The organism is Deinococcus sp. Arct2-2 (assembly GCF_004801315.1).
Classification (GTDB): Bacteria; Deinococcota; Deinococci; order Deinococcales; family Deinococcaceae; genus Deinococcus.
This window is the reverse complement of the sequence record NZ_SSNW01000031.1, coordinates 1-26,042: the sequence shown is the minus strand read 5'-3', so window position 1 is coordinate 26,042 and position 26,042 is coordinate 1. Positions and strand designations below refer to the sequence as shown.

Below are 26,042 nucleotides of genomic sequence, written 5' to 3'. Positions count from 1 at the left end.
TAGTGCTGACTGCTATGGAGCCTCCCAGTTCTGGCTCTGAATCTACGCCCGGTGAACTCCGCCTATGGGCGGGTTTTTTGCTGTGGCAAAGCAGTTTCAAGTTCTACCCTGTGACCTCGCCGTCACCCGAAGACTTTTTCCGGCGTCCGACGCTGCGACCCGGTTGGCCTGACGGCCTGACCCGGAGCAGCGGGCAGCATGTGCCTTGCGGAACGCCGGGGCGCGGCATGGAGCGCGCCCATTCATGAATGACATCCTAGGTATCGTTGCCCTTTTCGTCTTGGTTTTGCTGAACGGGTTTTTTGTGGCCGCCGAATTTGCGCTGGTGTCGGTGCGCCGCACCCGCATTGATCAACTTGTCGAAGAAGGCAACGTGGTGGCCCGCGCCACGCAACGCGCCCTCAAGAGCCTTGATCTCTATATCGCCGCCACGCAGCTCGGCATTACGATGGCTTCTCTGAGCATCGGGTTTGTGGCCGAGCCTGCCATCGAACACTTGATCAGCCCACTGCTGGAGGGGCGATCTTTGTCGGAAGGTCAGATTACGGCGATTTCGTTCGGGGTGGCCTTCACAGTCAGCACCGTGCTGCACATCGTTTTTGGTGAACTTGCCCCCAAAACGTGGGCGCTGCAACGCAGTGAACAAGTGGCCCTGTTGGTCACGCGGCCCCTCTTGGTCTTCACCTTCATCTTCAAATGGGCCATTCGCGGCCTGAACGCACTCGGTAACGGCGTGGTCAGGTTGTTTGGTCTGCGCGGTGTGGTGGGGCATCATACGGCGCACAGTGAAGAAGAAATCCGCATGATCGTGAGTGCCTCCAGTCAGGAAGGCGTGCTGGAGGAAGACGAGAAAGAACTCGTGTACAACGTGTTTGACCTGTCGGATACCACCGTGCGTGAGATCATGACGCCGCGCAACGATATGGTGGCCGTAGACGGCTCTTCGCCGCTGCGGAGGCTCTTGGAAGTCAGCACCGAACACGGCTATTCCCGCGTGCCCGTGTATCACGACATGGCCGACAATATCGTGGGCATCGTGCATACCAGCGACATGCTGCGCCACCTTGACGCGCTAGACGACACCCTGATTGCCGATGTGATGCGCCCCGTGTACTTTGTGCCCGAAGGCATGAAAATTAAGGACTTGCTGGCTAAGATGCGCGACAAGAAGAGCCACCTGAGCATCGTGGTGAACGAGTTCGGCGGGACATCAGGCCTCGTGACGCTGGAAGACGCGTTAGAAGAAATCGTAGGTGAAATCTACGACGAAACCGATGAAGACGAACTGCCCATGATCGAAGTGATTGCGGAAGGCGTGTACCTGATGGACGCCAGCCTGACTGTGGGCGAAGCCGAGGAACGCTTAGGCAGCAACCTAGAAGACGGCGACGGCGAATATGATACTTTGTCGGGCTTCGTGACCAATCATTTCGGAGATATTCCGGAAGTAGGCCAGAGTTTTATTCATGAGGGCTGGGCTTTTACAGTAGAAGAGGCCGACCAACGCCGCGTGGTGCGGGTACGGGTCGAGCGTGCCAGCGAAGAAACCTTGCCCGAAGCCCTTGAGGAGACTGTACGTGAGTGACGCGATTTCGGCGGCCAGAACCCCAGATTTGTCGAGCGACCGCCTCGGCATTGCACCCGACGCTGAACTCCTTGCGGGCGCACAAGCCGCGTTTGCCAAAGCCTACGCGCCCTACAGCAAATTCCGGGTGGGCGCGGCCCTAAGAACCTTGGGCGGGCAAGTCTACCGGGGCGCAAACGTAGAAAACGCCAGCTACGGCTTAGGCCGCTGCGCCGAACAAAGCTCTATTCAGGCCATGGCAACGGCGGGTGGGCGCGACTTTACCGACATCGTGGTGTACTCGGAGGCCACGCCGCCTGCCAGCCCATGCGGAGCCTGCCGCCAAGTGCTGTACGAATTCAGCCCCGACGCCCGAATCGTGTGTGTGAACCCGCACGGCGACATCGTGAGCGGCCTCGTGCGCGACTTTTTGCCCAACGGCTTCCGGCTGGAGCAGAGGGATGACGGGCATGGAGTGGGGACGGAATAAGTAACTAATTCAAGCTAGAGGACGAGAAGGGGCGGCATTCCGCCTCTTTCGCCTTTTGTTGGCTTGAAGCGGTTGGTAGAGTCGTCAGGGTCAATACCTTCAGCGTTGGCAGGCTGTGCCGGATGGTCGTCATGGCGGCAACGTAGGCACCATTAAGGGGAGTGCTGACGGCCACCGATACACACAAGTCAGCTTCGCCTAAACGACTCTTGGACAGCCAGAGCCGCTGCACAACGGATCCCGCTGGCTGAGTGGCTACCGTTCTAACTCCGCCCACCAGATTCCACAGCCGAAGCGTGTTGGCCCCGGCTCCGATCAGATATTTCCCGTCCGCCGTCCACAGAAGTTGGCTCACATCGCCTTTTGCCAGCTTCAGCACAGGCTGACCCGGACGCGCCACACTGGTTTCACAGCCCCCATATTTGCCAATATCCCAGCAAAAGCGCACGGCGGCGGCGCTTCTATTGGGTGCGTACAGGATTTGATCTAAAGTCCACGGATAATCCACGACAGTTTGATCGGTGTTGGCTGGCCCACTGATGATTTGAGGGGGCGAGCCGGGGAACGTGATCTGAGCTTTGGGAACCAACGTGAGAGCGTAGGGGCTGACTGCCGCCAGCAAGAGCGCGAACATGCTGCAAGGTAACCCGTTACTTGCCGTACAACATCCAACTAAAGGGAGTGGGAGAAACCCGTTTCAGGCTCCCCCACTCCCCTTTTTCGCTTATAGCCAACCGCTTAAGCCACCACGCTTTTCCCACTCACTCCTGACCACTGACCACTTACGGCTTTCCTCAGTTGTGCGCGGCGGCCAGTTCCTTGTGCGACTTACCGAATTGCTCGGCTTCGGTGCTGCCTGCGAGTGCAGTGGTGCTGCTCTGGCCGCCGCCTGCCGCCGTTGCCACGAGGTCAAAGTAACCCGTCCCCACTTCACGCTGATGCTTGACGGCGGTGAATCCGCGTGCCTGCGCTGCGAATTCGCGCTCCTGCAACTCCACGAAGGCGCTCATCTGGTTGCGGGCGTAGCCGTAGGCCAGATCGAACATGCTCATATTGAGGCTATGGAAGCCCGCCAGCGTGATGAACTGGAACTTGTAGCCCATCTTGCCCAACTCGACTTGGTACTTGGCGATGGTTTCGTCGTCCAGATTCTTTTTCCAGTTGAAACTGGGCGAGCAGTTGTAGGCCAGCAATTTGCCGGGAAACTGCGCGTGGATGGCCTCGGCAAACTTACGGGCGTCCTCTAGGTTGGGCACACTGGTTTCGCACCAGATCACGTCGGCGTAAGGGGCGTAGGCGAGGGCGCGGCTGATGGCCTGCTCGATACCGGGCTTGACGTGAAAAAAGCCTTCGGGGGTGCGCTCACCCGTCAGAAACGGCTTGTCGTTGTCGTCTATATCGCTGGTCAGCAGGTTGGCGGCGTCGGCGTCGGTGCGGGCAATCAGGACAGTGGGCACGCCGGACACGTCGGCGGCGAGGCGGGCGGCGTTGAGGGTGCGAATGAACTGGCTGGTGGGCACCAGAACTTTGCCGCCCAAGTGTCCGCACTTCTTCTCGCTCGCCAGTTGGTCTTCAAAATGCACGCCCGCCGCGCCCGCTTCGATCATGGCTTTCATCAGCTCGAAGGCGTTCAGAGGACCACCAAATCCAGCTTCAGCATCAGCCACGATGGGCGCGAAATAGTCGATATCGTCCTTGCCCTCGCTGTGCTGAATCTGGTCGGCGCGGCGCAGGGTGTTGTTGATGCGCTTGACCACGTCGGGCACGCTGCTGGCGGGGTACAAGCTCTGATCAGGGTACATCTGGCCTGCGTTGTTGGCGTCTCCGGCCACCTGCCAGCCGCTCAGGTAGATGGCTTTCAGGCCCGCTTTGACCTGCTGCATCGCCTGATTCCCGGTCAGTGCGCCGAGGGCGTTCACAAAGGGTTCCTCGGCCATTAAGCGCCACAGCTTTTGCGCCCCGTGCTTGGCAAGCGTGTACTCGATGGGCAGGCTGCCGCGCAACTTAACCACGTCGTCCGCGCTGAAATTGCGCTTGATGCCTTGCCAGCGGCCTTCAGTCTTCCAAGTCTTGTCCAAAATTTCGGCGTGCGTGCGCGGGCTGTGTGCGTCGTGGGTCATGGCGGCTCCTCGGGTGGGTCGAATCGGGTGTGAAAAGGTTGCCTCTGCGTTGCCGGAGAGGTGGGAACTTGGGTGGTGCTGGGGCGCTGTGGCCCGGTCTTGAATAAGTGCATTGTGCGGCGGGCACATGGGGCTGGGGGGTGGTGTACTTGGGACGCGGAGAGGTACACCACTGCGGCAGGTACACCAGCAGGGATGTCTAAGGGTCGAAGGGTCTTAGTAATACAGTTGCAGTTGAGAGCGTTAGATTGAAGCATGTCGAGCTCTTCGCCTCTGGCTCAACCTCGTCAATGGTGGGCTGACCTCCACGTGCTCCACCAACGGATTGCGCCCCGGTTCACCCGCAGTGAACAACGTCAGCGGGCCCTCGCGTACTTGCAAGCCCTCCTCAGCCCGATTGAGCGCAAGAACGGCTGGCAGATCGCCGAGCAGATCGGTGAGCGCACGCCCTTCGGCGTGCAGCGCTTGTTGTCCACGGCGCAGTGGGATGCGGAGGTCGTTCGTGACGACCTCCGCGAGTACGTACTCAAGCACCTTCAGACCCCCGAAGCGGTGCTGATCCTCGATGAAACCGGCTTTCTCAAGAAAGGCACGCAATCCGCTGGTGTCCAACGGCAGTACAGCGGCACTGCTGGGCGAGTTGAAAACTGTCAAATTGGGGTCTTCCTCGCCTACGCCACGCCTCATGGCACGGCCCTGATCGACCGCGAGCTCTTTTTGCCCAAAAGCTGGGTGGATGATCCTGCCCGGTGTGCAGCGGCTCAGATTCCTGAGACTGTTGGGGCCGCGACCAAGCCACAACTCGCGCTCGCCATGGTTGAGCGGGCTTTTACAGGCGGCGTGCACGCCGCCTGGGTCACTGGCGATGCGGTGTATTCGGCGTCCAACGTCCGTAGCTTCCTCGAACAGCGTCAGCAACCGTATGTCTTGGCCGTGGCGTCGAATTGCTCTGTGTGGACTTGGGACCAGTCTGGTCCCAAGCAAACCCAGGTGGCCGATGTCGCTCAGCAGTTTGAGCCGGATCAGTGGCAGACCTGGAGTGCCGGTTCCGGGAGCAAGGGAGACCGCCTCTTTGAGTGGGCTTGGGTCAGTGTCACCCAGTTGATGGGTCCCGCCGTGTCGGCAGGACTCGGGCCGATCCTGCCCGCTGGATTCGAGCGTTGGGTGCTCGTCCGTCGCTCGCTCAAAGACCCCACAGACCTCGCGTATTACCTGGCCTTCGCACCCTCCAGCACGACCTTGTCAGAGGTTGTGCTGGCCGCTGGATCACGCTGGGCAATAGAAGTGGCCTTTGAGATGGCCAAGGGTGAGGTGGGGTTGGATCACTATGAAGTGCGCTCGTGGGTGGGCTGGTACCGACATATCACGCTCGCCATGTTGGCCCACGCTTTCCTGACCGTGGTCACCGCCCACGAAAAAAAGGGGGGGCTGTCAACGACCCTGAGTTGATTCCATTGACGGTTCCTGAGGTGCGCCGTCTGTTGCGCTTGGTTCTCCCGCACCACCAGCTCACCCGGCGGGTCTGGGAATGGTCGGGCTGGCGAAGACGCCACCAGGCACGAGCCCAACGGTGTCATCGCCAACGTCAACAACGCTGGCTCTCCGCCCACTAACTGCAACTGTAGTATTAGCTCGACTTTGGCCATTGAGGAGTGTCAGGCGGCATAGCAGAGCGCATCTGTGAGGCGCTCAATGAACTCAAGTGGGACTTGAACCATTTCGCGTTCTGGTGCAGATGTGCGAAAAGTCGGCACCTTCCACAAGGCTCGCCGAACTTCGGCGAGCGCATCAACGAAGGTCGGCAGGGTCTTGTCATACCAAGCGGCTCGACGAACCCAGACGTCATGACTCTTCCAGCGTTCGTGGGCCATCAGGGTGACGAGAGAGAACAGCCCCAGCAACGCTGGGGTTGTTCTGGCAATGGCGAGGTCAGTCCATTGCCGCTGCGTTTCCACGCCCAGGTGAGCCCGAACCTCTTCAACGGTGACTTCAAGCTGCCAACGCTGCACAAAGTGCTCCAGGATCTGGATGGGGGTCTGCAAAAGATCCGTACACAGCAGCGCTTGAGTGGAGCATCTCCCTTTGGGATCACGGATCAGCGCCCAGCGCACCGGAAGGGGTGGGAGACCGGTGTGATACCAGACCGCGGTTCGAGAAACGATCTCGACCTCGCGGCGGTTCTCCCCATACCAGCAGCCCACCTGGACGCGCTCCCAGCGCGTCTCTGGATCTTGAAGCAGGGAGGCCAGGGTTGGGAGGCGGTTGCCTTTCAGCCGGGGCCGGCCCATCTGGCCGGCCCCGCGTTCTGATGCGGGGTCGTAGAGAGCTGCATCCAAGCGAAGACGGGTGATGACCGTGATCGGCTGGCCCTGCTGGAGGTCATGGAGCCAAGCAATACTGGCATACGCGCCGTCTGCCACCACGATCAGTGGCCGTCCAGGACACCACCGCTGTACCAAGCGCAGCATCCGCCGAGCCCAGTCGGTCAAGGTCTTGTGCCGGTGACCGCGTTCTTCGTGGTACCGCTGTGACGGCACCAGTGCCGTCAGGAATGGCAGCGCCCAGATGCGATGGGCCCAGGGAATGGGGGTCAGCAGCATCAAGCTCAGCCAGCGGAGCCCGCTGGCTTTGACGAAATGCCCGTGGCTGGACCGTACTGGATCCCGGTAAATGCCCTTGGCACTGATCTTGGCTCCAGTGCGTCGTTCTATGGTGTCGTCCAAACCGAGGACGAGCGGCCCTGAGGGCACCAAGGCCATCAGCAGTAGACCGAGCAGCACGCGACTGGCTTGGAGACTGGACCAGCGCGCCCGATTCAAAAGGCGGTGAAACGTCCCGAACCTCGGATCGTCTGCCAAACCGAGCACCCGCAACGCCGCGGTCACTGTCCGTTTTCCAGGAGAGAGTAGCGCCCCGACCACCAAGAGTTGCACCTGCGGCCAGATGCGCGCCGAGAATAACGGAGCGAATCCTTCCAGAACCGCAGTGAACCACTTCGGAAGCCGTGTCATGCTCAAGTTTGACAGAGGGAGCAGTAGGCTGCTCCCTCTGTCAATGGCTAAAGTCCAGCTGAGAGCCTGTCTGGAAAGCTGAGAATCAGGTAGGAACTGCGTTCTGCTGGGCAAAAGCAGCGAGTCTGCGAATCATACGACGGATGAAGGAGAGCTGGATGAATGCCTCGGTCGTCTCGGGCAGGAGGTCGTATTCACGGTTGAGTCGACGGTCAACGGACAGCCACGCGAAGCTGCGCTCCACCACCCAGCGCTTCTTGATCACCACGAAGCCGCGGTGCCCACGAAAGGTGTTGATCTGCTGCTCGGTCAGTTCCTGGCCCTTTGGGAGCCACTACCCACGGGTATTGGCGTCGGAGCGCTGCGAGGGTCTCCACAGTGTAACCGAGGGTCGTGTTGACCCAGCCTTCCCATTTGCCTTTGTCTCCACCGTCGGCAAAGAGGTGGAGTTTCATGTGGGGCTGGTGCTGACGCAACTCCTGCAGGAGTTGCTGGCTGCCTTCTCGGTCGGTGATGTGTGCGGGTAGAACCTTGACCCGGAGTAGGAGGCCCAGGGTATCGACGATCAGATGATGTGTTCGTCCGTTGACTTTCTGGCCACCGTCGTAACCTCGGACCCCCCTTTTTGCGAGGTTTTCACGCTCCTCGAGTCGACGATTCCAGCGCTGGGTACCGCATTTCTCCCCTCTGCTTCGCGCACCTGAGCTCGGAGGGCATCATTCATGCCCTCCCACAGCCCGCTCTGCTTCCATTGTCGAAAAGAGTCATACACCGTCTTCCAGTGGGGAAAATCAACGGGCAACAAGCGCCAGGACACCCCACCTCGTTTCACGGAGAAGATCTCATCCATGCTGTCGCGGCGAGCGATATGAGCGGGACGCCCACCGGGTTTTGGCGCAGGAATGAGGGGTTCGAGCAGCCCCCACTCGGCATCGCTGGTGTCCGTGGAATACGTTCGCGCACGCATGAAAAAATTGTATAATCTCTCAAAACCCCCTGCAACCACGCTTTCCAGACAGTCTCTTATACGGGATTAAACTGAGTTCCAACGATGAGACCTGCCTTGCTGTTTCCGCATCAGACGTCCGACGAGTTGGAGTTGGCCTATCGCCAAGCCGAGCGAGCGGTGGAGCGCTCCCGCTGGCACATCTTGTGGCTGAAAAGCAAAGGGCTAACGATTCCAGAGATCAAAGCGGTCACGAGTTTTTCGCGCACGACGATCAGCACGTTGGTTCGGGCGTATAACGCCGGTGGACCAGCGCTGGTCGTGGACAAACGGCGTTGGAATACATCGGCTCCTGCGCTCAATGCGGAGCAGCAAGAGCAGTTGTTTCAAGTGCTTCAGAGGCCACCCGAAGCGGGTGGCCTCTGGACGAGTCAGAAAGTCCAAGGCTATGTCCATGAGCAGTGGGCAGTCGAGATGACGTCGGTGTGTGCTTGGGGGTGCTTGAGGAAGCTGGGGTTCACAGTGCAAGTGCCGCGCCCAACTCATGTTCAGGCGGCGACCCCAGAGGAACAGGCGATCTGGATAAAAAAGTCCAAGCGGCCCTGAGCACGGCCCGTGCCGCGTACCCTGAAAAACAGGTGCGGTTGTGGGTGCAGGATGAAGGGCGCTTCGGTCTGAAACCCGTCTTGAAGCGCCTCTGGGCGCTTCGAGGGCAGCGGCCCGTCATCGCTCAGCGTCGTCAATATCAGTGGCTCTATACCTACATCTTTGTTGAACCCCAGACCGGACAGAGCGACTTCTTGATCCTGCCGAGTGTCAGCATTCCTCTGATGCACGTCGCGCTGGACGAGTTCAGCCGGTTGATTGATCCACATCAGCAGCAACTGATCGTCGTCTTGCTCGATCAGGCGGGCTGGCACACCAGCCAAAAACTCAAGGTGCCCGCCAATCTGTTCTTGCTCCCGTTTCCGGCGTATACGCCGGAACTGTCCCCCGCTGAACCGATGGTGACCAAGCTCAAACTGCCCATCGCCAACCAGACCCTCAACACCCTTCAAGAGGTGGAGGATTTGATCGCCGCAGAGTGTGTCCGGCTCCAACGCAATCCCGAAGAAGTCAAATCGCTGACCCTTTTCCCCTGGATTAAACATGTTCTGGACTCATTTTAGTTTGGTATAAGGAAGGTCAAGGGCGACACCAGTGAAACTCTGTATTGCCCAATCCAGAGACAAAAAAACCGCCCCGAAGGACGGCACTAAAGTTGAATCTGCAAGGGTAAGCTCTAGCTGTCGCCGCCCAGCCACGCGGCCAGTTCTGCTTCAAACTTCGCGTGCTGCTCGTGGTGATACAAGATGCCGTGAAAGCCGTAAGCGTTGGCGGCGTCTATGTTTTCCTGCACGTCATCTACAAAAGCGACGGCCCCAGCGGGGTGCTGCATGGCCCGTTCCAGTGCCTCGAAGGAATCGGGGTGCGGTTTCTTCTGGCCCAATTCATTGCTGAACACCAAGGCGTCGAACCGGGCGAAGCGGGGATCGCGGCGCAGATGATCGCTGACGACAGGGTAGTTGTTGCTAAGTAAGCCCACGCGCACGCCCGCAGGCAGGGCCGCGAGGCTGGTGTACATGGGCAAATTGTCCAAAATACTGCCCAAATACAGCGCCTCGAACTCGGCATACGGCATCTGCACGCCCGTTTCCTCTTGCATCACCGTCCAGAAGTGGGGCAGTGTCCACGCGCCGACTTCCAGTTGCCGCACATGCCGGAAATAGCTTTCGCAGACTTTTTCCACTTCTACGCCGCTGCGGTCGGCCACATTCTGAGTCGAGCGGCCATCGAAGGTGCCAATCGTGAAGACGCCGCCCCAATCGAAGGCGACGTGGCGGGCGGGGGTGGGGGCAGGATCGGTCATGGGCCGCACTATGCCGCAGGGCGGGCGGTGGGGCAGGCGGGCTGTTCAGATGGGAGGCGAGTTGAGGAGAGACTCAGGCCCGTTCGCCTTCATCCGGAACAACGTCTAGTAGCAATCCCCGGCGCGTCCATGCCGCGACATTCAGGGCGTATACCGCTTGCCATGCTTTTCCCCAGCCCTCGGCGGCATTCTCGGTGGGAGTCAGTTTTTGGCCGCGCCCATGCCTCAGCACATGCGCCCGGTGCGCGTCCAGCAGGGCAGCGGCGGTCAGGGCGGGATGCCTGTGCAGGTCTATTTGCTCGCTGAGGGTTGGGGTGGGCGGTTGCGGAGCGGCGGTGGTGAGCACGCAGGCGACGCCGCTGGCCCGATCTTTGAGCCAAGTGACCGCCTGAACAAACGGCGGCGGCGTTTGCCCGTGCGGACTGTGGGTGGTGTCGGGCGTTTCGCTCCAGCGCAGGGCCAGCGCCGTATCGGGTTCCAGCAGGTAGGCCCGTTGATGCCGCGCTCCACTGATAAGCGGCGCGTACTGCACGCCGAGTTTCTGTGCCCCCAGTGCGCGGAGGGCGGCGTCTTCGGCAGCCAGCGCCCGCGTCTGCTCTGGCGAAGCGCCCCACCCACTTTCCGGCAAGGGCGTAAAAGTTAGGGTGGTCTGAATATCTGGCCCCGCCAGAGTTCGGCCTTCTAGCCGTGCCCGGCTCACATCGGGCAGCACCGACTGGGCACCGTTGACGCCGTAAAGAACCTGAAGTTCCTCGGCAGTCAACGCGGCCAAATTGAGTCGGGCGGGCACACCGGTCAGGATAGCGTGTACGGCCAACATATTGAGTCAGCTGGATGGGGGCCGAATTCCCCCAGCGGCGGCCCTCTCACCTCGCCCGCTTATACTTTTCTGATGATCAATCCGGCAAATGGAGACACGAGTTATGCAGAAGGAGTCGCGGCGATTGTGCGCCTACTCCGCGCTCACAGCGGTCCAGTGGTGATTTTGGCCCACGAAGGCCCGGATGGAGACGCCCTTGGCAGTGTGCTGGGGCTGGCGCGGGCGCTGCGGAGCCTCGGCAAACAGGTGATCGCGCCGATGGACGTGCCGCGCTACCTGTCGTTTTTGCCCGAACCCGGAGAACTGAGCGCCCCGCTGGGATCTTGGCCCGAAAACGCGCTGGCCGTCGTGCTGGACGTAGACAACAACGATCCTTCACGGGTGGCCGGGGCCGACTTGAGCGTGTTTACGGGGCCAGTCATCAACATTGACCATCACGGCACCAACCGCAGGCAGGCCACCGCCCTGCTGGTAGACCCGGCCCGCCCCGCCGCCGCCATGATGGTGGCCGACGTACTAGAGGCGCTGAACATCACATGGACTGAAGCGATGGCCACTCCGCTGATGCTGGGCCTGAATACCGATACCGGCTCTTTCCGCTTCAACAGCGTCACGCCCGAAACCTTCGAGTGCGCGGCCCGCCTGCTGGCACACGGCGCACGCTTGGGCTGGATCAACGATTCTATGGCCCAAAATCCGCGCACCTACTACCTGCTGCTGCGCGAGGTACTGGGTACGATGGAGTTTTTGCACGGCGGGCGCGTGGTGCTGGCCCGCGTAGACGACGCCATGCTAGAGCGGGCCGGAGGCAATTGGGAAGATGTGGAATCCTACGTGGGCATGCTCCGCGCCTCGGAGGGAGCAGAGTTGGCCGTGATGGTCAAAGATTTTGGCGAGCGCGTGAAGCTGTCGCTGCGTTCTCGCGGCAAGGTGAGTGCCCAGAATATCGCGGTGGCGTTGGGTGGCGGCGGCCATGTGCCCGCAGCAGGCGCGACGGTGGCCGAGCCTTACGCGGCAGTACGCCCACAGTTGGACGCGGCCATTGGGGCGGAGTTGGCGCGGGCAGATGGAACGGGGGCAGTGTTTGTCTAAGGGTCTAAGGGAGGGCAATCGCTGAGGCTCACTCCCCTCACCCCGCTGCTGTGCAGCGCCCCTCTCTGCTGCGCAGCTCTGCGAGTCCCACAAGGGGCGAAGGCTAAAAGCAAGGGCAAGAATCTGAGGCTGTTTGCTCCCTCTCCCCTTGCGGGGGAGGGCCGGGGAGGGGGTGAGAGAGCCTCAGCGATTGCCCTTCCCCCCCACCTTATCCCCCAGCACTGCATCAATCCCAGCATTGATCCATGCGAAGGCGCGGCGGGTATTGGGCATGGTGTAGCTCTGGTCAGCCCCGTGCTGCATGAAGGCGTACACCAGATGCCGCCCGTCTTTGGTCTGCACGTAGCCGCTGTAGGTCAGGATGCCCCAGCCGTTGCCGCCTTTGCCGCCAAACCACGCCACATTGCCCCGCTGTTGTACCTTGAGGGCAGAACGGCCAAAGCCTTGCGCCATCACTTCACGCTGCCATTTTTGGGCGCGGGGCGAGAGGCCGGATTTCAGGAATTCGGAGGCCAGCAGGGTGCCCAGTTCGTAGGGCGTGCTGAGGTTATGCGCCCGCAGATCGTCGTTGCGGTTATAGCGGGTCTCAAAGTAATCGTTGAGTTTGCGCTGTACATAGTCGGCGCGGTACTGGCGGGCGTCGGTGTCTATTTGGGCGGCGAGTTTGGCCCGGTCTGGGCCGCGTGCACCTGCCCAGCGGGTGGTGCCGTTGTAGGTGTCCGACAAGCCCGATTGGGCCACCCACCAATCCCGCGTGGGCAAGATCAGGCGCGTGTGGCATAGGCCCAGATCATCGGCCACTGCCTGCACGCTTTGCAGCCCCACCCGGCGGTGCAGGATGTCGGTGGCGGTGTTGTCACTCTTTTGGATCATGCGAACCGACAGGTCTTTTATGGTGGTTCCGTCGTAAGGATAGCCGCCGAGGCTCTGATTGTCGCGGGTCACGTCGAATCGTTCGGTGGGCGTGAGGGTTCCGGCGTCGAACTGACGCAGCAGCGCCCACAGCACCGCCTGCTTATACGTACTAGCGAGCGGAAACACACTGTCTGGATTGGTGGCGACGGCCCGAATCGGCGCGAGGGTCACAGGGTCTATCTGGGCCACCCACAGGCCTAAGCGCCCGCTGAGGGGAAAGGGCGGTGCGGGGGCTTTGGCAACGGCAGGCGCGGCGTCTAGGCAGCCGTTGGGCAGGCGCAACACGCCCAATTCCACACGGCCTGCGGGCGTAATGACCACCCGTTTCAGGCTCACATTTTGTTCGGTGCTGGGGGCGTTTCGGCAAGCACTCAGCAGGAGCAGCAGGCCCAAGCCCCAGCGGGCAGGGGCGAGCAGAGAATTGCGGCTCACATTCAGGCGTTCAGGGGTTCCAGCGTCGCGCCCACCGTGCCGGGGCCAGCGTGCGTGCCCACCACTGCGCCGATAGTGTGATCGCCCAGATCGTCGAATTTGAGATCGCCGAGGCCACAGCGCACTTCGCGGATGTACTCCTCGCCGCCCACCGTCGCCATAAACGATACCCGCGCCCCGCCGTGCTGTGCAACATACTTACGGACATGATCCATGATGTCCTGCATGGCTTTTTTGTGACCGCGCACGCGCCCGCCGGATTCTACTTTGCCGCCTTTCACCACCAAAATAGGCTTGATGTTCAGCAGGCCACCTAGCAAAGCCTGTGCGCCGCCAATGCGCCCGTTGATCCGCAAAAAATCCAGCGTATCTACCGTAAAACGGATGTCGGCCACCGCGCCCACACGCTCCAGTTCGGCCACGATTTCCGGCACGCTTTTGCCCGCTTTAGCCAGTTCTGCGGCGCGAATGGCCCGCATCCCGAGGCCCATGCTGACCGACTTGCTGTCCAGTACCGTCACTTTGTTGCCAAATTCCTGCGCGGCCAAGCGTGCGCTGCCCACCGTGCCCGACAGTTGCCCGCTGATATGCACGCTCAGCACCTCGTCGGCGGTTTCCAGCGCTTTGCGGTACACCTCGCCAAATTCGGCGGGGCTGGGCTGCGACGTGCTGGGCGTTTTCTTGCCCGCTTTCAGGCCTGCAAACAGTTCGGCGGGCTTCAGGTCTATGCCGTCGCGGTGCATTTTGCCGTCAAACAGCACGTACAGGGGCACGCTGGTCAGGCCGTGTTGCTCGCACAGTTGCGGGCTGAGGTCACTCGTGGAGTCGGTGACGATGGCAATGGTCATGGCCTGATAGTAGCGTGACTCAACCATAACTATGGCGCGGCGGGGTGATGCTCAGATCAGCCCCGCCGCGAACCATCAGATTGAAACCTAGATCAAGAATTCAATCCTTTTTCTTGGGAACCCACTTTTTGCGTGCGCCCGTTTCTGGGGCAGATTCTGCCGGGGCACTCGTCGCCTGTGCGCCTTCCTCCAGCGCCCCCCTCTCGAGCACATTCTCGCCCACCTGCTCCAATTTGATGTGTTCAGTGATGGGAGCAAGATTTTCTACGGCGTCGGCACTGGGTTCAGCGGCAGCTTTGGCTTTCGGCTGCCATTTGGGGCGGGCAGATTCGGTCGGCAGAGGTTCCACAGCGGCGGGCGCGGCGGCTTCGGCCTGTACTTGTTGCGTCTGCACTAGCGGGGCAATATCGGGAACGGGTGCGGCTGGAGCGGAAGCCGCCGCTTTAGGCGTCCACTTCTTGCGTTCCGGGGTGGCAGCTTCGGGGCTTGGGGCTGGGCTGGATTCGGACTGAGCGGGCTGCACAGGTTCGGCGCTCTGAACGGGCACAGCTTGGGCCGGGGCCGCACCCTTCGGCGTCCACTTCTTCCGCTCACCTGTGGGGCTGGCCTCTGCTGGAGCAGGCTCAAATGGGGTGACTTCAACAGCGGCAGCGACTTTAACCACACTTTCAGCTGCGGCGGCAGAAGCTTTGGGCTTCCAAGCTTTGCGGGCGGGTGCGGCGTCTGTGGTGGGTTCGGTGACCGTTTGAACCGGTGCGGCGGCCTGCGGCTGGACTGCTTGAGTCTGAACGGCTTCGGTCACAGGTGCGGGACTGACATCATCGCCGGACTTGGCATCTGCACCTTTGGGTTTCCAAGTTTTGCGTGCAGGGGCAGCAACGGCGGGTTCGCTGGCGCTGAGTGCTTCCGCCGCGACTGGGGCCGGATTCACGTCGTCCACTGCTTGAACAGCGTCTCCCCCACTCTTAGGCTTCCACGCTTTGCGAGCGCTCGGTGCGGCCTGAACCTGTTCCGGCTGTACCAATTCTGGGTGCGCCGCCTGCGCTTCGGGATGGGTTCCGGCGTTGGAGGTCGGGCTGCCGGGTTGTGCGTTCACGATATCGGCAGCAGTTTCGCCCACCACAGCGGCGGGAGCGTCAGCCGCAGGCAGTTCGCCCGTGCGTTCCATCGGCAATTCGGCATTGGGTACAGCAACGGGTTCTGATACAGCAGGCTGTGTCGTCGGCGCAAATCCGCCTGCCTTCTGAACGCTCTCGAACATCAATTCAGCCACGTCCTTCACCACGATGTCGTCGCGCTTCTGCTTTTCGGGTGTGGAATTCATCATAGATTTGCAGAACGGGCAGCCCACCGCCAGCACCTTACCCGCCGCTGCATTTTCTTTGGCCCCATCAAGGCGGGCCTGAATCTCACGGAAGCGGTTGTCGCTGATGCGCTCGCGGCCCTCTTCCTCTTCTTTCCAGAACTGTGCTCCGCCCGCGCCGCAGCAAAACGAATTGTCACGGCTGCGTTCCAGCTCCAGCACTTCGCCCGCCATCTGGGAGATCAGGGCGCGGGGCGCGTCGTACACGCCGTTATGGCGGCCCAAGTAGCAGGGATCGTGGTAGGTCACGTTCTGATCAAGTTGTGCCAGTGGCAGTTTGCCAGCGGCCACCAACGTTTCCAGATATTCGGTGTGATGAACCGTGCGGTAGTCGCCGCCCAACTGTTTGTACTCGTGCCCGATGGCGTTCATGCAGTGCGGGCAGGTGGCGACGATCAGTTTGGGGCGCATACTGTTCAGCGTTTCCACGTTCTCTTGCGCCAGTGTTTGATACAAAAATTCGTTTCCGGCGCGGCGGGCACTGTCTCCGGTGCAGGCTTCCTTTTTGCCCAGTACCGCGTAATTGATGCCCGCTTTATCCAGCAGTTGCACAAAGCTGCGGGCCACTTTCTGGGCACCGGGATCGTAGCTGGCCGCACAGCCCACCCAGTAGATCACGTCTGGTTCGGGGTTTTCATCAATGGTGGGCACCTTCAGTCCCTCGGCCCATTCCATACGCTTGTCGCGGGAAATGCCCCAAGGGTTGCTGGTGCGCTCCATGCCCCGGAAGGCGGTCTGCAACTGTGGCGGGAATTCTCCGGCCACCATGACCTGATGGCGGCGAATGTCGATGATGTCCAGCATTTGCTCGTCCTGCACGGGGCAGACCTGCATACACGCGCCGCAGGTGGTACAGGCCCAGACGCTTTCCTCGTTGATGGCAAATTCCAAGAGTGGGTGCGCGGTACTTGCGCCCGACTCGAAGGACGTTGGCCGCAGCGTGAACGGGCTGGGGTGAGGTGCGCCCGCCGGAGCCGCCAAGCTCTGCGCGGCCAGACTTAAGGTCGTCGGCCCGCCCGCGAGTACGCTATTAGACGGTTGCACACGGGGGCCGCCCGTGAGGACATTCAATTCCATGCGCTTGTTGATTTCCAGCGCGGCGGGACTCAGCGCCTTGCCGGTGGCGTTGGCGGGGCACACATCCTGACAGCGGTTGCACTGAATACAGGCGTAGGCATCCAGTAGACGCGGCCATTCCAAATCTTCCAGTTTTTCCGCGCCCAGCCGGGGTTCGTCGGCTTCCATCGCGGCTTCCAGACCCTTCATGGGGGGCAGCACGCCGCTCTTTGCCTCGCGCTTGAGGGCGTAATTCAGGGGGGCCATAAAAATGTGAATGTGCTTGGTGTACGGAAAGTAGGCGAGGAAGGCCAGCACGCTGCCGAGTGCGCCCCAGTAGCCAAAGATGCGCCAGCCTTCCAACGCGGATTCGGATGCGCCGCCAAACAGGACACGGCCCAGCGCAGAGGAAACGGGTTGGAACCCGTCAAACCGTCCGAACTCGCGGGCTTCTTCCACCATTTTGGCGGAGTTGCCTAAGATTCGGCTGCCGACATGGAAGAAAATAAAGGCGGATACGAACAGGCTGTCGCGCAGGATGTAGTTTTGCTTGAGCAGCGGGTGCAGCAGCGTCTTTTCGGTGAAGCGGAAGTCGCGTTTGCTGGGCGTATACAGGCGGCGAATGACCAGACTGACCACGCCGAACAGCACCAGAAAGCTGAGAATGTCGGCCAGCAGGTTGTACACGGCCCCCAGCGGCTTGCTGGACAGAATGCTGAAATGGAAGTAGCCTTCCAAGCCGTCTATCACGTTGACGAGCAGGTAGAACACGAAGCCGTAGAAAATAAAGCTGTGCAGCACGCTGATAACGGTGCGGCGGCGGAAGGTGCGCTCCTGCGTCAGCGAGGTTCGGACGGCGTAGGCGATGCGCTGGCCCAGCCGATCAAAGCGGGCTTCGTTGGAGGGCGCACCCCGGCGAACGCGCAGATAGAGGCGGTAAAAGCCCCACACGCCGTAGCTTCCGGCAATCAGGGCAAAGATGAAAAACAGGATTTTGTGGATGTCGGGCAGCACAGGCAGGGCCTCCGGGCAGGGATTACGGATGGGGAGAATGTGGGAGCGGAATATTGAACTGAGTCAAAGTATAACGGGGTCGGCGGCCCAGTATTCTGTTTGGTTGGGATTGGCCGGGAACGCGTGCTACACGGAGAGGAGAGAAAGCCAGCATACGCCTCTGCCCCCGCCCTGATGGTTCTCCGGGTTGCCGTAGCCCACTGACCATCCGGCAAGAATCCGGCCCGCGCGCTACGCTCAAGCTCTGCGGCGTGTTCGGCTGCCGCGCCCGTCCCGTGAGCTTTTCCCACAACCCAAGTCCCACATCCCAAAGGAGCACTGCCTTGAGCCTCACCCCCACCGAACTGCAAACCTACCTCGCCGCCCTCACACGCGGCCAATTGAAACTTGCCACCATGATCTGGGGGCCTCCCGGCGTGGGCAAAAGCAGCGTGGTGGCGCAGGTGGCGCGGGCGCACAACCTCGATTTTGTGGATGTGCGGCTGTCCCAGTTGGCCCCCACCGACCTTCGCGGGCTACCTGTACCGCAAGCTGACCCAGAGGGCAACGGCGGAATCAGCCGCTGGTTTCCGCCCGAATTCCTGCCGCGTGGAGGCAACGGCATCCTGTTTTTGGATGAAGTGAACATGGCCCCGCCGACGATGCAGGGCATGGCGCAACAACTGATCCTAGATCGGCGCGTGGGCAGCTACGAACTGCCCGATGGCTGGTTCGTGTGGGCAGCGGGCAACCGCAAGGAAGACCGCGCTAGCGTGTTCGACATGCCCGCGCCGCTTGCCAACCGTTTCCTTCACCTGACCGTGCGGCCCGATTTTGATGCGTGGCGGGCCTACGCTTTGGGCCGCAGCCTGCACGAACACGTTATCGCCTTCCTGACCTTCCGGCCCGAATTGCTGCACCGCCTCGATCCCCAGCAACCCGCGTGGCCTAGCCCGCGCTCTTGGGAAATGGCCGCGCACCTGCACCGCGCTGGGCTGGACGTGTCTCCCGCGATTGGCGAAGCTGCCGGGGCCGAGTTCAGCGCCTTCGTGCGCCTGTTCGAGCAGTTGCCCGACTTGGGCACGGTGCTGAACGGGCAGGGCAGCGGCCTGAAATTGCCCGACGAACCCAGCGTGCGTTACGCCGCCGTAGTGGGTCTGGCGGCCCGTGCCGCCGATGCAGACGAGGCTTACCACGCCTTCCGCTGGCTCAGTGAGTCGGCTGGCCCGGAGTGGCTGCAATTGTATGTGGCGACCCTCGTGACCAAATTTCAGGCGATTGGGCAACTGGGCGAACTGGCCGGATTACTGGGCCGCGATGAGCGGTTGGCGGAACTGGTGGCCGGAACGTTGGCGCTGAGCGAGGGAGCGTAGTGGAACGGAGAGGGTGGATCGTGGATCGTGGGTTGATCTTTGACGACGATCCACGATCCACGATCTCCCTATTCAACCCACTGGGAACACCATGACGCCGCCCCCAGACTTCCAACGCCTGATCTCCGGCTCCCGCCTCCGCATTCGCAACAAGTCCGCCTTTTTTGCCACGCTGCTGCTGCACGCCGAATTTGTGCCCTCGCAGGAAGTGGCCGCCGCAGGCACAGACGGCGAGCGGGTGTATGTGAATCCCGAAGTGGCCGCCAACCTGCCGCCCGATGTGCTTGACGGCCTTTTGCTGCACGAGGTCTTGCACGCTGCCCTGTCGCATGTGCAGCGGCGCGGCCCCCGTGAGAAAAAACGCTGGAACCGGGCCGCCGACCTGATCGTGAACGGCATGGTCACGGCGGCGGGGTTGCCTGTGCCGCCGCAGAGTTCGGGGGCACAAGCGCCGCAAGACGAGCATCTGGAAAAACTGAGCGTAGAAGAGGTGTATACATCGCTGGAAGGCGAGGAACATCCCGGAGACGAAGACAGCGACGACTTGCTGGACGGCCCACCCGGAGACGCTCCCCCGAAGAACGGTAAGCCGGGCCAAGCGGCAGCCAAGCAATGGTCACAGGCCTTGGCGCAGGCCCGCAGCGTGGACGCCATGAGCGGCGGCAAGGGCGACGATCCGCTGGGAATGCACCGCGAACTGATGCGGCTGGCCCCAGCACGGCTGGACTGGCGGGCGCACCTGTGGCGCTTTTTGGCCCGCACTCCGGTTGATTTTGGAGGCTTTGACCGCCGCTTCGTGGGGCGCGGCCTGTATTTAGAGGCGCTGGACGACGAAAGCCTGAGTGCATTGGTGGCTGTGGACACCTCGGGCAGCGTGGACGATCAAGCGGTGCGGGCCTTGGTGAGCGAGGTGCAAGGCGTGCTGGGCGCGTACCCGCATGTACGCGCCACCCTCTACTACGCCGACACTGAAGCCTACGGCCCCTTCGACCTGCGCCCCGGCGACCCCGTTCCCCCACCACAGGGGGGCGGCGGCACCGATTTCAGGCCCATTTTCAGGCTGCTGGACGCCCACGAACCCGATGTGCTGATTTACCTCACCGATGGCTACGGCGACTTTCCCGACACGCCGCCGCGTATGCCGACGCTGTGGGTGGTGCCACCGGGCGGGCTGGAAGACGAGGGCTTTCCGTTTGGCGAAGTGCTGCGGCTGGAGGAGTGAGCGGGCTAGGGTCTAAGGTGCTGGGGTGGGTGCGCTGCTGAATTGCCCCCTCACCCCGCTGTTTCACAGCGCCCCTCTCCCACAAGTGGAGAGGGCAAATGGCAAAAGCTAGAGTCTTGGCTTTAGCTCCTCACCCTTGAGGGGGGAGGCTGGGAGGGGGTGGGTGAGCGCCAGCGATTACCCTTGACCTTCCTTAGACCCTTTGACCCTTGACCCTTAGACCCTTCCCGGAGACCCCTTGCCCACATACCCGATCTGCCATAGTGCAGCCCATGACGTTTTCTGAACTCGATCCGCGCTCCCTGACGGCCCTCGGCGTGGACGGGGCACTGGAGGCGGCGGGCCATGCGCGGGCTACGTCCGACACGTTGTCCGGACTCTCAGCCCACCCCGATTCGCGGGTGCGGGCCTTGGTGGCGCGGCATCCCAACACGCCACCCGAAATCTTGGGCACACTGGCGGCAGGCTTTCCGCGTGACGTGCTGGAGAATCCCGGCCTTCCGCTGATCCGGTTGGCGCGGCCCAGTTTTCTCGGCATGTTTCCGCCCGAAGGAGTAGTGGCGCTGCTGGGCGTGCCAGACGCCCCTAACTGGGTTCTGGACGGCGCGGCGCGGCACGAAGATTTTGGGGTCAGAACGGCGTTGGCAACGCGGGCGGGCCTGAGTCCGGAGCGCGTGGCCTCATTGGCTGCCGATGCGGGCTGGCAGGTGCGGGAGGCAGTAGCCAAACGACTGGAATTGCCCGCGACACTGGTACGCCAACTGGCTGCCGATGACGACTATGACGTGAGAAAAGCAGTGGCAGTGCGGCCTGATCTGCCTCACGAGACCCTTCACCTGTTGGTAGGCGATGCACATGGGCTGGTGCGCTCCAGTGTGGCGCGGCGGCTGGATTTGCCTATGGATTGCCTGCTGCTGCTCGCCAGTGACTTTGACCCGGATGTGCTGGCAACCTTGGCCCGCCGCATGGATTTGCCCAGCAACGTGCGGGCTTGGCTGGCGGCGCACGAGCAACCGCTGGTGCGGGCGGCGGCGTTGCAGGCGTGGCGCGTACCCGCCGAGTGGTTGGCCCGCGCCGAACTGGACGCCGACCCGGATGTCCGCGCCGCCCTCGCCCGCCGTCCCGACGCCACGCCCGACACCCTCACCGCCCTGTCGAACGACGAATCGGAGGGGGTGCGCCGCGCCCTGCTGGAACGAAATGATCTGCCTGAAGCGGCGATTGTGGCGCTGCTGCGTTCGCCGGAGCAGGATATCCGGCTGCATATCGCCAGTGCAGATGGCCTGACCGATGCCGTGCTGGACACCCTTCTGACCGATTCAGACCCCAGCATTCGCACCCTGCTGTCGGTGCGGCCCGACATAGGCGCGGCGCGGTTGACCCAGTTGGCCGCCGACGAGAATGCCGAAGTGCGCCGCGCCGTCGCTTATGCCGAGGCTCCGGGCGAAGAGGTGCTGACCCGTTTGGCCGCCGACCCCAACGCCGGAGTGCGCCGCGCCGCCGCCTTGCATTCCCAATTACCCGCCGTGCTGCTGCCCACTCTGGCCCGCGACCCCGATGGGGGTGTGCGAATGCTGATCGCAAGCCGCGCCGACCTGCCGGCCAATTTGCTGGCCGAGTTGCAGGCCGACCCCGACCCCAGCGTGCGCTTGGATGCGGGCGGCACAGCATGACCGACTTCAATGTTGATCCAGTGGATATCCGCTTGCCGCTCGGTGGCCTGACCTTCAGCGTGCGGGTGGCGATTCTGTGCGTGCGGAATCCTCACACGCCCGACGCCTGCCTGCTCGCCAACACCGAAGACAACTTGGGATTCTGGTATTTGCCGGGAGGCGCACTGGGTACAGGTGAGACCAGCGAAAGTTGCGCCGCCCGCGAGTGGGCCGAGGAAACGGGCACGCCACCGGGGGGAATGCAGTTGGTGGGCATTGTCGAAAACCACTTCGGAACTCCTGAAGCCCGCGCCCACGAAATCGGGTTTTTCTACCGCATGGACGCACCTACAGAATTATCTGCCGAATCCTTCCCGGTGCTGGACAACGCGAAGGTGCGCTGCGAGTGGATTCCGCTGGGAGAAGTGGAGTCGCGGCTCGTGTATCCACGGAATATAAGCGAGCTTTTGCGCGTACCAGCTGGCGAAATCCGGCACTGGGTAGTCTTAGACGAGTAGAGAGAAGTTTACGCCAAGCTCAGGTTCGCAAACTTCACCAGCAGCTTTTTCGTGCCCACGCTGGGAAAATGCACCGTCACTTCTTGGCGCTCGCCCATGCCCGCTACCGCCAACACTTGGCCCGCGCCAAATTTGGGGTGCGTGACCTTTTCGCCCCCCCGGTAGGCCATCTCCGCCGTCATGGAACTGGTATTTTTTACGGCGCTGGGGTGGACGAAGGTGGGTGCGCTGGGGCGGCTCGGCACGGTGGGGCGGTACTCTTTCCACGTTTTGGCACGGTACTCGATAACCTGTCCGTAGGGGTCGATGGTGTCAAACCCGCCCTCGATTTCTTCCAGAAAGCGGCTATCTTCGGCGGCGTTGGTTTTGCCAAACTGCATCCGGTTTTGCGCGGCGGTGAGGAACAAACGATCCATGGCCCGCGTGATGCCCACGTAGAACAGGCGGCGTTCTTCCTCTATGCCGCTGGCCTCTAGCAGCGCGTTTTTGCTGGGCAGCAGCCCTTCTTCGGTGCCCACGATAAACACGGTGGGAAATTCCAGCCCTTTGGCGTTGTGCAGCGTCATCAAGGTCACGGCTTCTTCGGGCACATCGCGGTTTTCCTTCTTGGCCCGCATATCGTCCACGCTGGACAGCAGCGCGGCGTCATCCAAAAAGTCGCCGATGGTGCCGTCATTCGTCTGAGACCATTCCTCGGCGGCGCTCACGAGTTCCTCCAAGTTTTCCAGCCGCACTTGGCCTTCCTGCCCTTCCTGACGCAGCAAATCCAAATACCCGCTGTTCTCGATCACAAAGCGGAAAAACGGCCCCGGCAGATAATTGTCGGCGGCGTCGCTCATGGCGGCCATCAGATCGGCAAACTCCTTGGGCTTCTGTGCGCCCCGGTCTAAAATGCCTTGCTCGACGCAGTTGGCGCAGGCGGTCAAGATGGATGTATGGTTCAGCCGCGCCCATTCCATCAGCTTTTCTAGGGCCGTATCGCCGATGCCGCGCCGGGGCCGCCCGATAATTCGGCGCAGCGCCACATCGTCGTCGGGGTTGATGGCGAGGCGGGCATAGGCGAGGATGTCGCGAATTTCGCGGCGGTCATAAAAGCCCACGCCACCCACGATTTTGGCCGGAATCTGCACGCGCCGCAGCGATTCCTCGATCACGCGAGATTGGGCGTTGGTGCGGTACAAAATTGCCATATCGGTCAGCTTTTGCCCCTGCCCATGCAGCCGCGTGACCCATTCGGCCACAAAGTCACCCTCGGCACGGTGGTCGGTGGCGCGGTGAAACACGACAGGATGCCCGTCATCTTTAACCGCCAACAACGTCTTCTCTAGGCGTTCCGAGTTGTTTTCAATCAAGCGGTTGGCAATCCCCAACACTTTGGCGCTAGACCGGTAATTATGCTCCAGCATATACACCTTGGCGTCAGCATAATCCTTCTGAAAGTCCAGAATATTCTGAATGTCTGCGCCACGGAACTTGTAGATCGATTGATCGGGGTCTCCCACGACTAAGAGATTCCGGTCTCTGGAGGCCAGCAGGCGCGTCATTTCATACTGCGCCTTGTTCGTATCCTGATACTCGTCTACATGGATAAAGCGGGCGCGGTCTTGTACCCGGTCAAGCACGCTGGGCACTTCCTTGAAGAGCCGCACCGTTTCTGAAATCAGGTCGCCAAAGTCGATGGCATTCTGGCCTTTCTTGCGGGCCTCGTAGCGGCGGTACACTTCGGCGGCAGTTTCGCGGGGCAGGCCACTGATGTAAGGTTCAGGCCAACGCTCCAGATCGGCGGGTACCTGCAAATTGCTCTTGGCCCGGTCAAGAATGCCGCGCAGCACACGGGGATTGGTGTCGGGGCCGATACCGGGCACCGCCCCCATAATCTCCTTCAAAATGTCCATCTGGTCGTCGTCGTCGTAAATGACGAAGCCGCGCCGCAGACCGATGTGTTCGCCATACGCCCGCAAAATCCGCACGCCCGCGCTGTGGAAGGTACTCATCCAGAGTTTGTCGGCCCCCTTCACCAGATGTTTGGCCCGCTCGCGCATCTCGGCGGCGGCCTTGTTGGTAAACGTCACGGCCAAAATTTCGCCGGGGTCTGCGCCGTAATGCTGAATCAGGTGGGCAATCCGGTAGATCAGCGTGCGCGTTTTGCCGCTGCCCGCGCCCGCAATGACCAGCGCGGGGCCGGTGTAGTGGTCGGCGGCCTGCGCCTGATTGGGGTTCAGCTGGCTGAGGAGATCAGAAGCGGGCAGGTTGGCCGCAGTTAAATTGGAAGGGGCAGAATCCGGCACAGTCACCGAACAAGTGTATCAGGCCGCGTTATGTGATGGGCGTAATGGGCCGATTGAGGACGGCATGGATGAAGTCTGCCTTTCCTGCTTGGTAAGAGGCGCGGTCAACTGACATCGTGCGAGTTTTAAAAGGCTGTCTGGAGCGCACTTTTGGCCCCATAGTGGGGTGTGAACCCAAAAGAACCGCGCTCCAGACGCCTGTATTCTGACATCCTCACCTGCTTTTCGAGGTCGCAGCATCGCGCTTCGTTCGAAGTGTTTCTCGATCTGCTGCTGGATGGTTCTGGCCGCCCCCTCCCCCAACGGGCCACCGTGAAATCACCCTCGGCCATCAGCCGGTTTCTGAATCACGCGGCATGGAACACCCGGCAGTTCTGCCGGGTGATGCGCCAACATGCCCTGCACCTCCTGCAGAACGAATGGCGACTTCGGCCTCATCAGCGACCTCGACTCGACCTGTTGATCGATTTGACCAGCTTGGAGAAGAGTGGCAAGTTCGCTGACCTGGAGGACTGGATGCACACCTTCAATAGCGTTCACGGCGTTCATCTGGTCGTGCTTTATCTATGTTGTGGTCAACTCCGGTTGCCTTGGGCCGTTCAGGTGTGGCGGGGCAAAGGAACGCCCTCACCCGCACAACTCGCCTTGAAGTTGCTCTGTACCCTTCCCCCCGTGCTGGTCTCCGGGAAGCGGCGTCCTCGTCTCCATGCAGATGGAGGGTTTGAGAGTATTGAGTTCATCCAGGGTGTCCTTGCTCGTGACCTCGACATCGTGGTGGGGGTTCGCTGTACACGCAAGCTAGAAGATGGTCGTCACGTGCGGGATCTCATGGTGAGAGGCAGTCTGGTCAAGCCCTTGGGGCTTGACCAGACGATGTGCATCTCCTGGGTGTGGCTCCATCGCAACCAGGAGCCAGAACAACGCTTTGTCATGTCCAACTTGGATCTCGGCGGGGTGTATCTGGCACGGGTGGGCAAAGGGCGCTGGAGGATTGAGGCGTTCTTCAAAACGATCAAGGGGCGTTTTGGCCTTGAACGCTTTGCTCAACACAGCAAACAGGGCGTGTTTCGCTGGTGGTGCCTCTCCACCTTGGCCTTTTTGCTCTGTCATGTCCAAGATCTGGAAAACCCCGTGACGACACCACAGGTCTGGCCGGATTGGGGAATTTTAGCGAGAACGAGTGACTGCTCAGCGGGGGGCCTGGACTCGGCGGAGCAGGTAGAGTAGGGGCATCTCCGAGGATGCCTGCCCGAACTGCAAAAAATTGGAAGCTCAGCTCGCCAAAGTGCTTGCTGAACTTCAAGCAGTCAAGGCACGTCTCGCCCTGAATAGCAGGACCTCCCATCAACCTCCGAGCCAAGACAAGCCTTGGACCCCGAAGAGTGAGCGCCAGAAGACCGGCCGGTCTTCTGGCGCTCAACCCGGTCACC

Annotated in this window: 22 protein-coding genes and 1 pseudogene; 12 read left to right on the top strand and 11 right to left on the bottom strand. The window is 61.4% G+C overall.

The window, feature by feature from the left end:
- Positions 1 to 14 precede the first annotated feature (14 nt).
- The 3 genes from E7T06_RS13285 to cdd are packed head-to-tail and all read left to right on the top strand — an operon-like array spanning position 15 to position 2,054.
- On the top strand, positions 15 to 248 hold the full coding sequence (locus E7T06_RS13285) for a hypothetical protein (protein ID WP_136366264.1): 234 nt from the start codon (positions 15 to 17) through the stop codon (positions 246 to 248).
- On the top strand, positions 245 to 1,585 hold the full coding sequence (locus E7T06_RS13280) for a hemolysin family protein (RefSeq protein ID WP_136366263.1): 1,341 nt from the start codon (positions 245 to 247) through the stop codon (positions 1,583 to 1,585). Before E7T06_RS13285 ends, E7T06_RS13280 begins: the two co-directional genes overlap by 4 nt.
- Entirely contained in the window at positions 1,578 to 2,054 is a 477-nt protein-coding gene (cdd, locus tag E7T06_RS13275) for a cytidine deaminase (RefSeq protein ID WP_136366262.1), read from the top strand. Before E7T06_RS13280 ends, cdd begins: the two co-directional genes overlap by 8 nt.
- A 4-nt stretch (positions 2,055 to 2,058) precedes the next feature.
- On the opposite strand, the gene E7T06_RS13270 is transcribed toward cdd, so the two are convergent.
- Complete coding sequence (locus tag E7T06_RS13270; RefSeq protein WP_136366261.1) at positions 2,059 to 2,688, bottom strand: hypothetical protein; 630 nt, start codon at positions 2,686 to 2,688, stop codon at positions 2,059 to 2,061.
- A gap of 160 nt (positions 2,689 to 2,848) precedes the next feature.
- Positions 2,849 to 4,174: an isocitrate lyase gene (gene aceA, locus E7T06_RS13265; RefSeq protein ID WP_136366260.1), complete on the bottom strand. Its 1,326-nt coding sequence runs from the start codon at positions 4,172 to 4,174 to the stop codon at positions 2,849 to 2,851.
- Between the two features lie 255 nt (positions 4,175 to 4,429).
- Here aceA and E7T06_RS13260 point away from each other — a divergent pair, with 255 nt between their 5' ends.
- Complete coding sequence (locus E7T06_RS13260; RefSeq protein WP_136366259.1) at positions 4,430 to 5,623, top strand: IS701 family transposase; 1,194 nt, start codon at positions 4,430 to 4,432, stop codon at positions 5,621 to 5,623.
- Positions 5,624 to 5,829: 206 nt separating this feature from the next.
- Here E7T06_RS13260 and E7T06_RS13255 read toward each other — a convergent pair whose 3' ends face one another.
- The 3 genes and pseudogenes from E7T06_RS13255 to E7T06_RS13240 all read right to left on the bottom strand — a co-directional run bounded on the left by E7T06_RS13255 (position 5,830) and on the right by E7T06_RS13240 (position 8,152).
- Positions 5,830 to 7,185: a transposase gene (locus tag E7T06_RS13255; protein WP_136366258.1), complete on the bottom strand. Its 1,356-nt coding sequence runs from the start codon at positions 7,183 to 7,185 to the stop codon at positions 5,830 to 5,832.
- Positions 7,186 to 7,270: 85 nt separating this feature from the next.
- Positions 7,271 to 7,462, bottom strand: a pseudogene (locus E7T06_RS22090) (transposase); the annotation flags it as partial.
- 288 nt (positions 7,463 to 7,750) lie between these two features.
- Positions 7,751 to 8,152, bottom strand: a complete 402-nt coding sequence (locus tag E7T06_RS13240) for a transposase (protein ID WP_136366256.1) — start codon at positions 8,150 to 8,152, stop codon at positions 7,751 to 7,753.
- A gap of 84 nt (positions 8,153 to 8,236) precedes the next feature.
- On the opposite strand from E7T06_RS13240, the gene E7T06_RS13235 reads away from it, so the two are divergent.
- Positions 8,237 to 8,737: a winged helix-turn-helix domain-containing protein gene (locus E7T06_RS13235; RefSeq protein WP_136366255.1), complete on the top strand. Its 501-nt coding sequence runs from the start codon at positions 8,237 to 8,239 to the stop codon at positions 8,735 to 8,737.
- Between the two features lie 32 nt (positions 8,738 to 8,769).
- The gene (locus tag E7T06_RS13230; protein ID WP_168733526.1) at positions 8,770 to 9,300 is read left to right on the top strand and encodes a transposase; all 531 of its coding nucleotides are present in this window, start codon (positions 8,770 to 8,772) and stop codon (positions 9,298 to 9,300) included.
- 113 nt (positions 9,301 to 9,413) lie between these two features.
- On the opposite strand, the gene E7T06_RS13225 is transcribed toward E7T06_RS13230, so the two are convergent.
- Both E7T06_RS13225 and E7T06_RS13220 read right to left on the bottom strand, forming a co-directional pair.
- The gene (locus tag E7T06_RS13225) at positions 9,414 to 10,040 is read right to left on the bottom strand and encodes an HAD family phosphatase (protein ID WP_136366253.1); all 627 of its coding nucleotides are present in this window, start codon (positions 10,038 to 10,040) and stop codon (positions 9,414 to 9,416) included.
- 73 nt (positions 10,041 to 10,113) lie between these two features.
- Positions 10,114 to 10,830 (bottom strand): hypothetical protein, encoded by a 717-nt coding sequence (locus E7T06_RS13220; protein WP_136366286.1) that lies wholly within the window; start codon positions 10,828 to 10,830, stop codon positions 10,114 to 10,116.
- 102 nt (positions 10,831 to 10,932) lie between these two features.
- Here E7T06_RS13220 and E7T06_RS13215 point away from each other — a divergent pair, with 102 nt between their 5' ends.
- Entirely contained in the window at positions 10,933 to 11,952 is a 1,020-nt protein-coding gene (locus E7T06_RS13215; RefSeq protein WP_136366252.1) for a bifunctional oligoribonuclease/PAP phosphatase NrnA, read from the top strand.
- 183 nt (positions 11,953 to 12,135) lie between these two features.
- On the opposite strand, the gene E7T06_RS13210 is transcribed toward E7T06_RS13215, so the two are convergent.
- The 3 genes from E7T06_RS13210 to E7T06_RS13200 form a co-directional block, all read right to left on the bottom strand.
- Positions 12,136 to 13,158 (bottom strand): serine hydrolase, encoded by a 1,023-nt coding sequence (locus E7T06_RS13210; RefSeq protein ID WP_240741055.1) that lies wholly within the window; start codon positions 13,156 to 13,158, stop codon positions 12,136 to 12,138.
- 143 nt (positions 13,159 to 13,301) lie between these two features.
- Positions 13,302 to 14,147, bottom strand: coding sequence for a DegV family protein (locus tag E7T06_RS13205; protein WP_136366251.1), 846 nt, complete (start codon positions 14,145 to 14,147; stop codon positions 13,302 to 13,304).
- 100 nt (positions 14,148 to 14,247) lie between these two features.
- Positions 14,248 to 17,580 (bottom strand): heterodisulfide reductase-related iron-sulfur binding cluster, encoded by a 3,333-nt coding sequence (locus E7T06_RS13200; protein WP_136366250.1) that lies wholly within the window; start codon positions 17,578 to 17,580, stop codon positions 14,248 to 14,250.
- Between the two features lie 323 nt (positions 17,581 to 17,903).
- On the opposite strand from E7T06_RS13200, the gene E7T06_RS13195 reads away from it, so the two are divergent.
- The 4 genes from E7T06_RS13195 to E7T06_RS13180 all read left to right on the top strand — a co-directional run bounded on the left by E7T06_RS13195 (position 17,904) and on the right by E7T06_RS13180 (position 22,324).
- Positions 17,904 to 18,932 carry a MoxR family ATPase gene (locus E7T06_RS13195; protein WP_136366249.1) on the top strand — a complete coding sequence of 343 codons (1,029 nt, stop codon included), beginning with the start codon at positions 17,904 to 17,906 and terminating at the stop codon, positions 18,930 to 18,932.
- A 91-nt stretch (positions 18,933 to 19,023) separates the two neighbouring features.
- Positions 19,024 to 20,154 (top strand): VWA-like domain-containing protein, encoded by a 1,131-nt coding sequence (locus E7T06_RS13190; protein WP_136366248.1) that lies wholly within the window; start codon positions 19,024 to 19,026, stop codon positions 20,152 to 20,154.
- A gap of 272 nt (positions 20,155 to 20,426) precedes the next feature.
- Positions 20,427 to 21,827, top strand: a complete 1,401-nt coding sequence (locus E7T06_RS13185) for a hypothetical protein (protein ID WP_136366247.1) — start codon at positions 20,427 to 20,429, stop codon at positions 21,825 to 21,827.
- Positions 21,824 to 22,324 carry an NUDIX domain-containing protein gene (locus E7T06_RS13180; protein WP_136366246.1) on the top strand — a complete coding sequence of 167 codons (501 nt, stop codon included), beginning with the start codon at positions 21,824 to 21,826 and terminating at the stop codon, positions 22,322 to 22,324. The genes E7T06_RS13185 and E7T06_RS13180 overlap by 4 nt, the downstream gene beginning before the upstream one ends.
- 8 nt (positions 22,325 to 22,332) lie before the next feature.
- Here the strand turns inward: E7T06_RS13180 and E7T06_RS13175 are convergent, their stop codons facing one another.
- Positions 22,333 to 24,618 (bottom strand): UvrD-helicase domain-containing protein, encoded by a 2,286-nt coding sequence (locus E7T06_RS13175; protein ID WP_240741050.1) that lies wholly within the window; start codon positions 24,616 to 24,618, stop codon positions 22,333 to 22,335.
- A gap of 162 nt (positions 24,619 to 24,780) precedes the next feature.
- On the opposite strand from E7T06_RS13175, the gene E7T06_RS13170 reads away from it, so the two are divergent.
- Positions 24,781 to 25,839: a transposase gene (locus tag E7T06_RS13170; RefSeq protein ID WP_136366245.1), complete on the top strand. Its 1,059-nt coding sequence runs from the start codon at positions 24,781 to 24,783 to the stop codon at positions 25,837 to 25,839.
- The last annotated feature ends 203 nt before the right edge of the window (positions 25,840 to 26,042 follow it).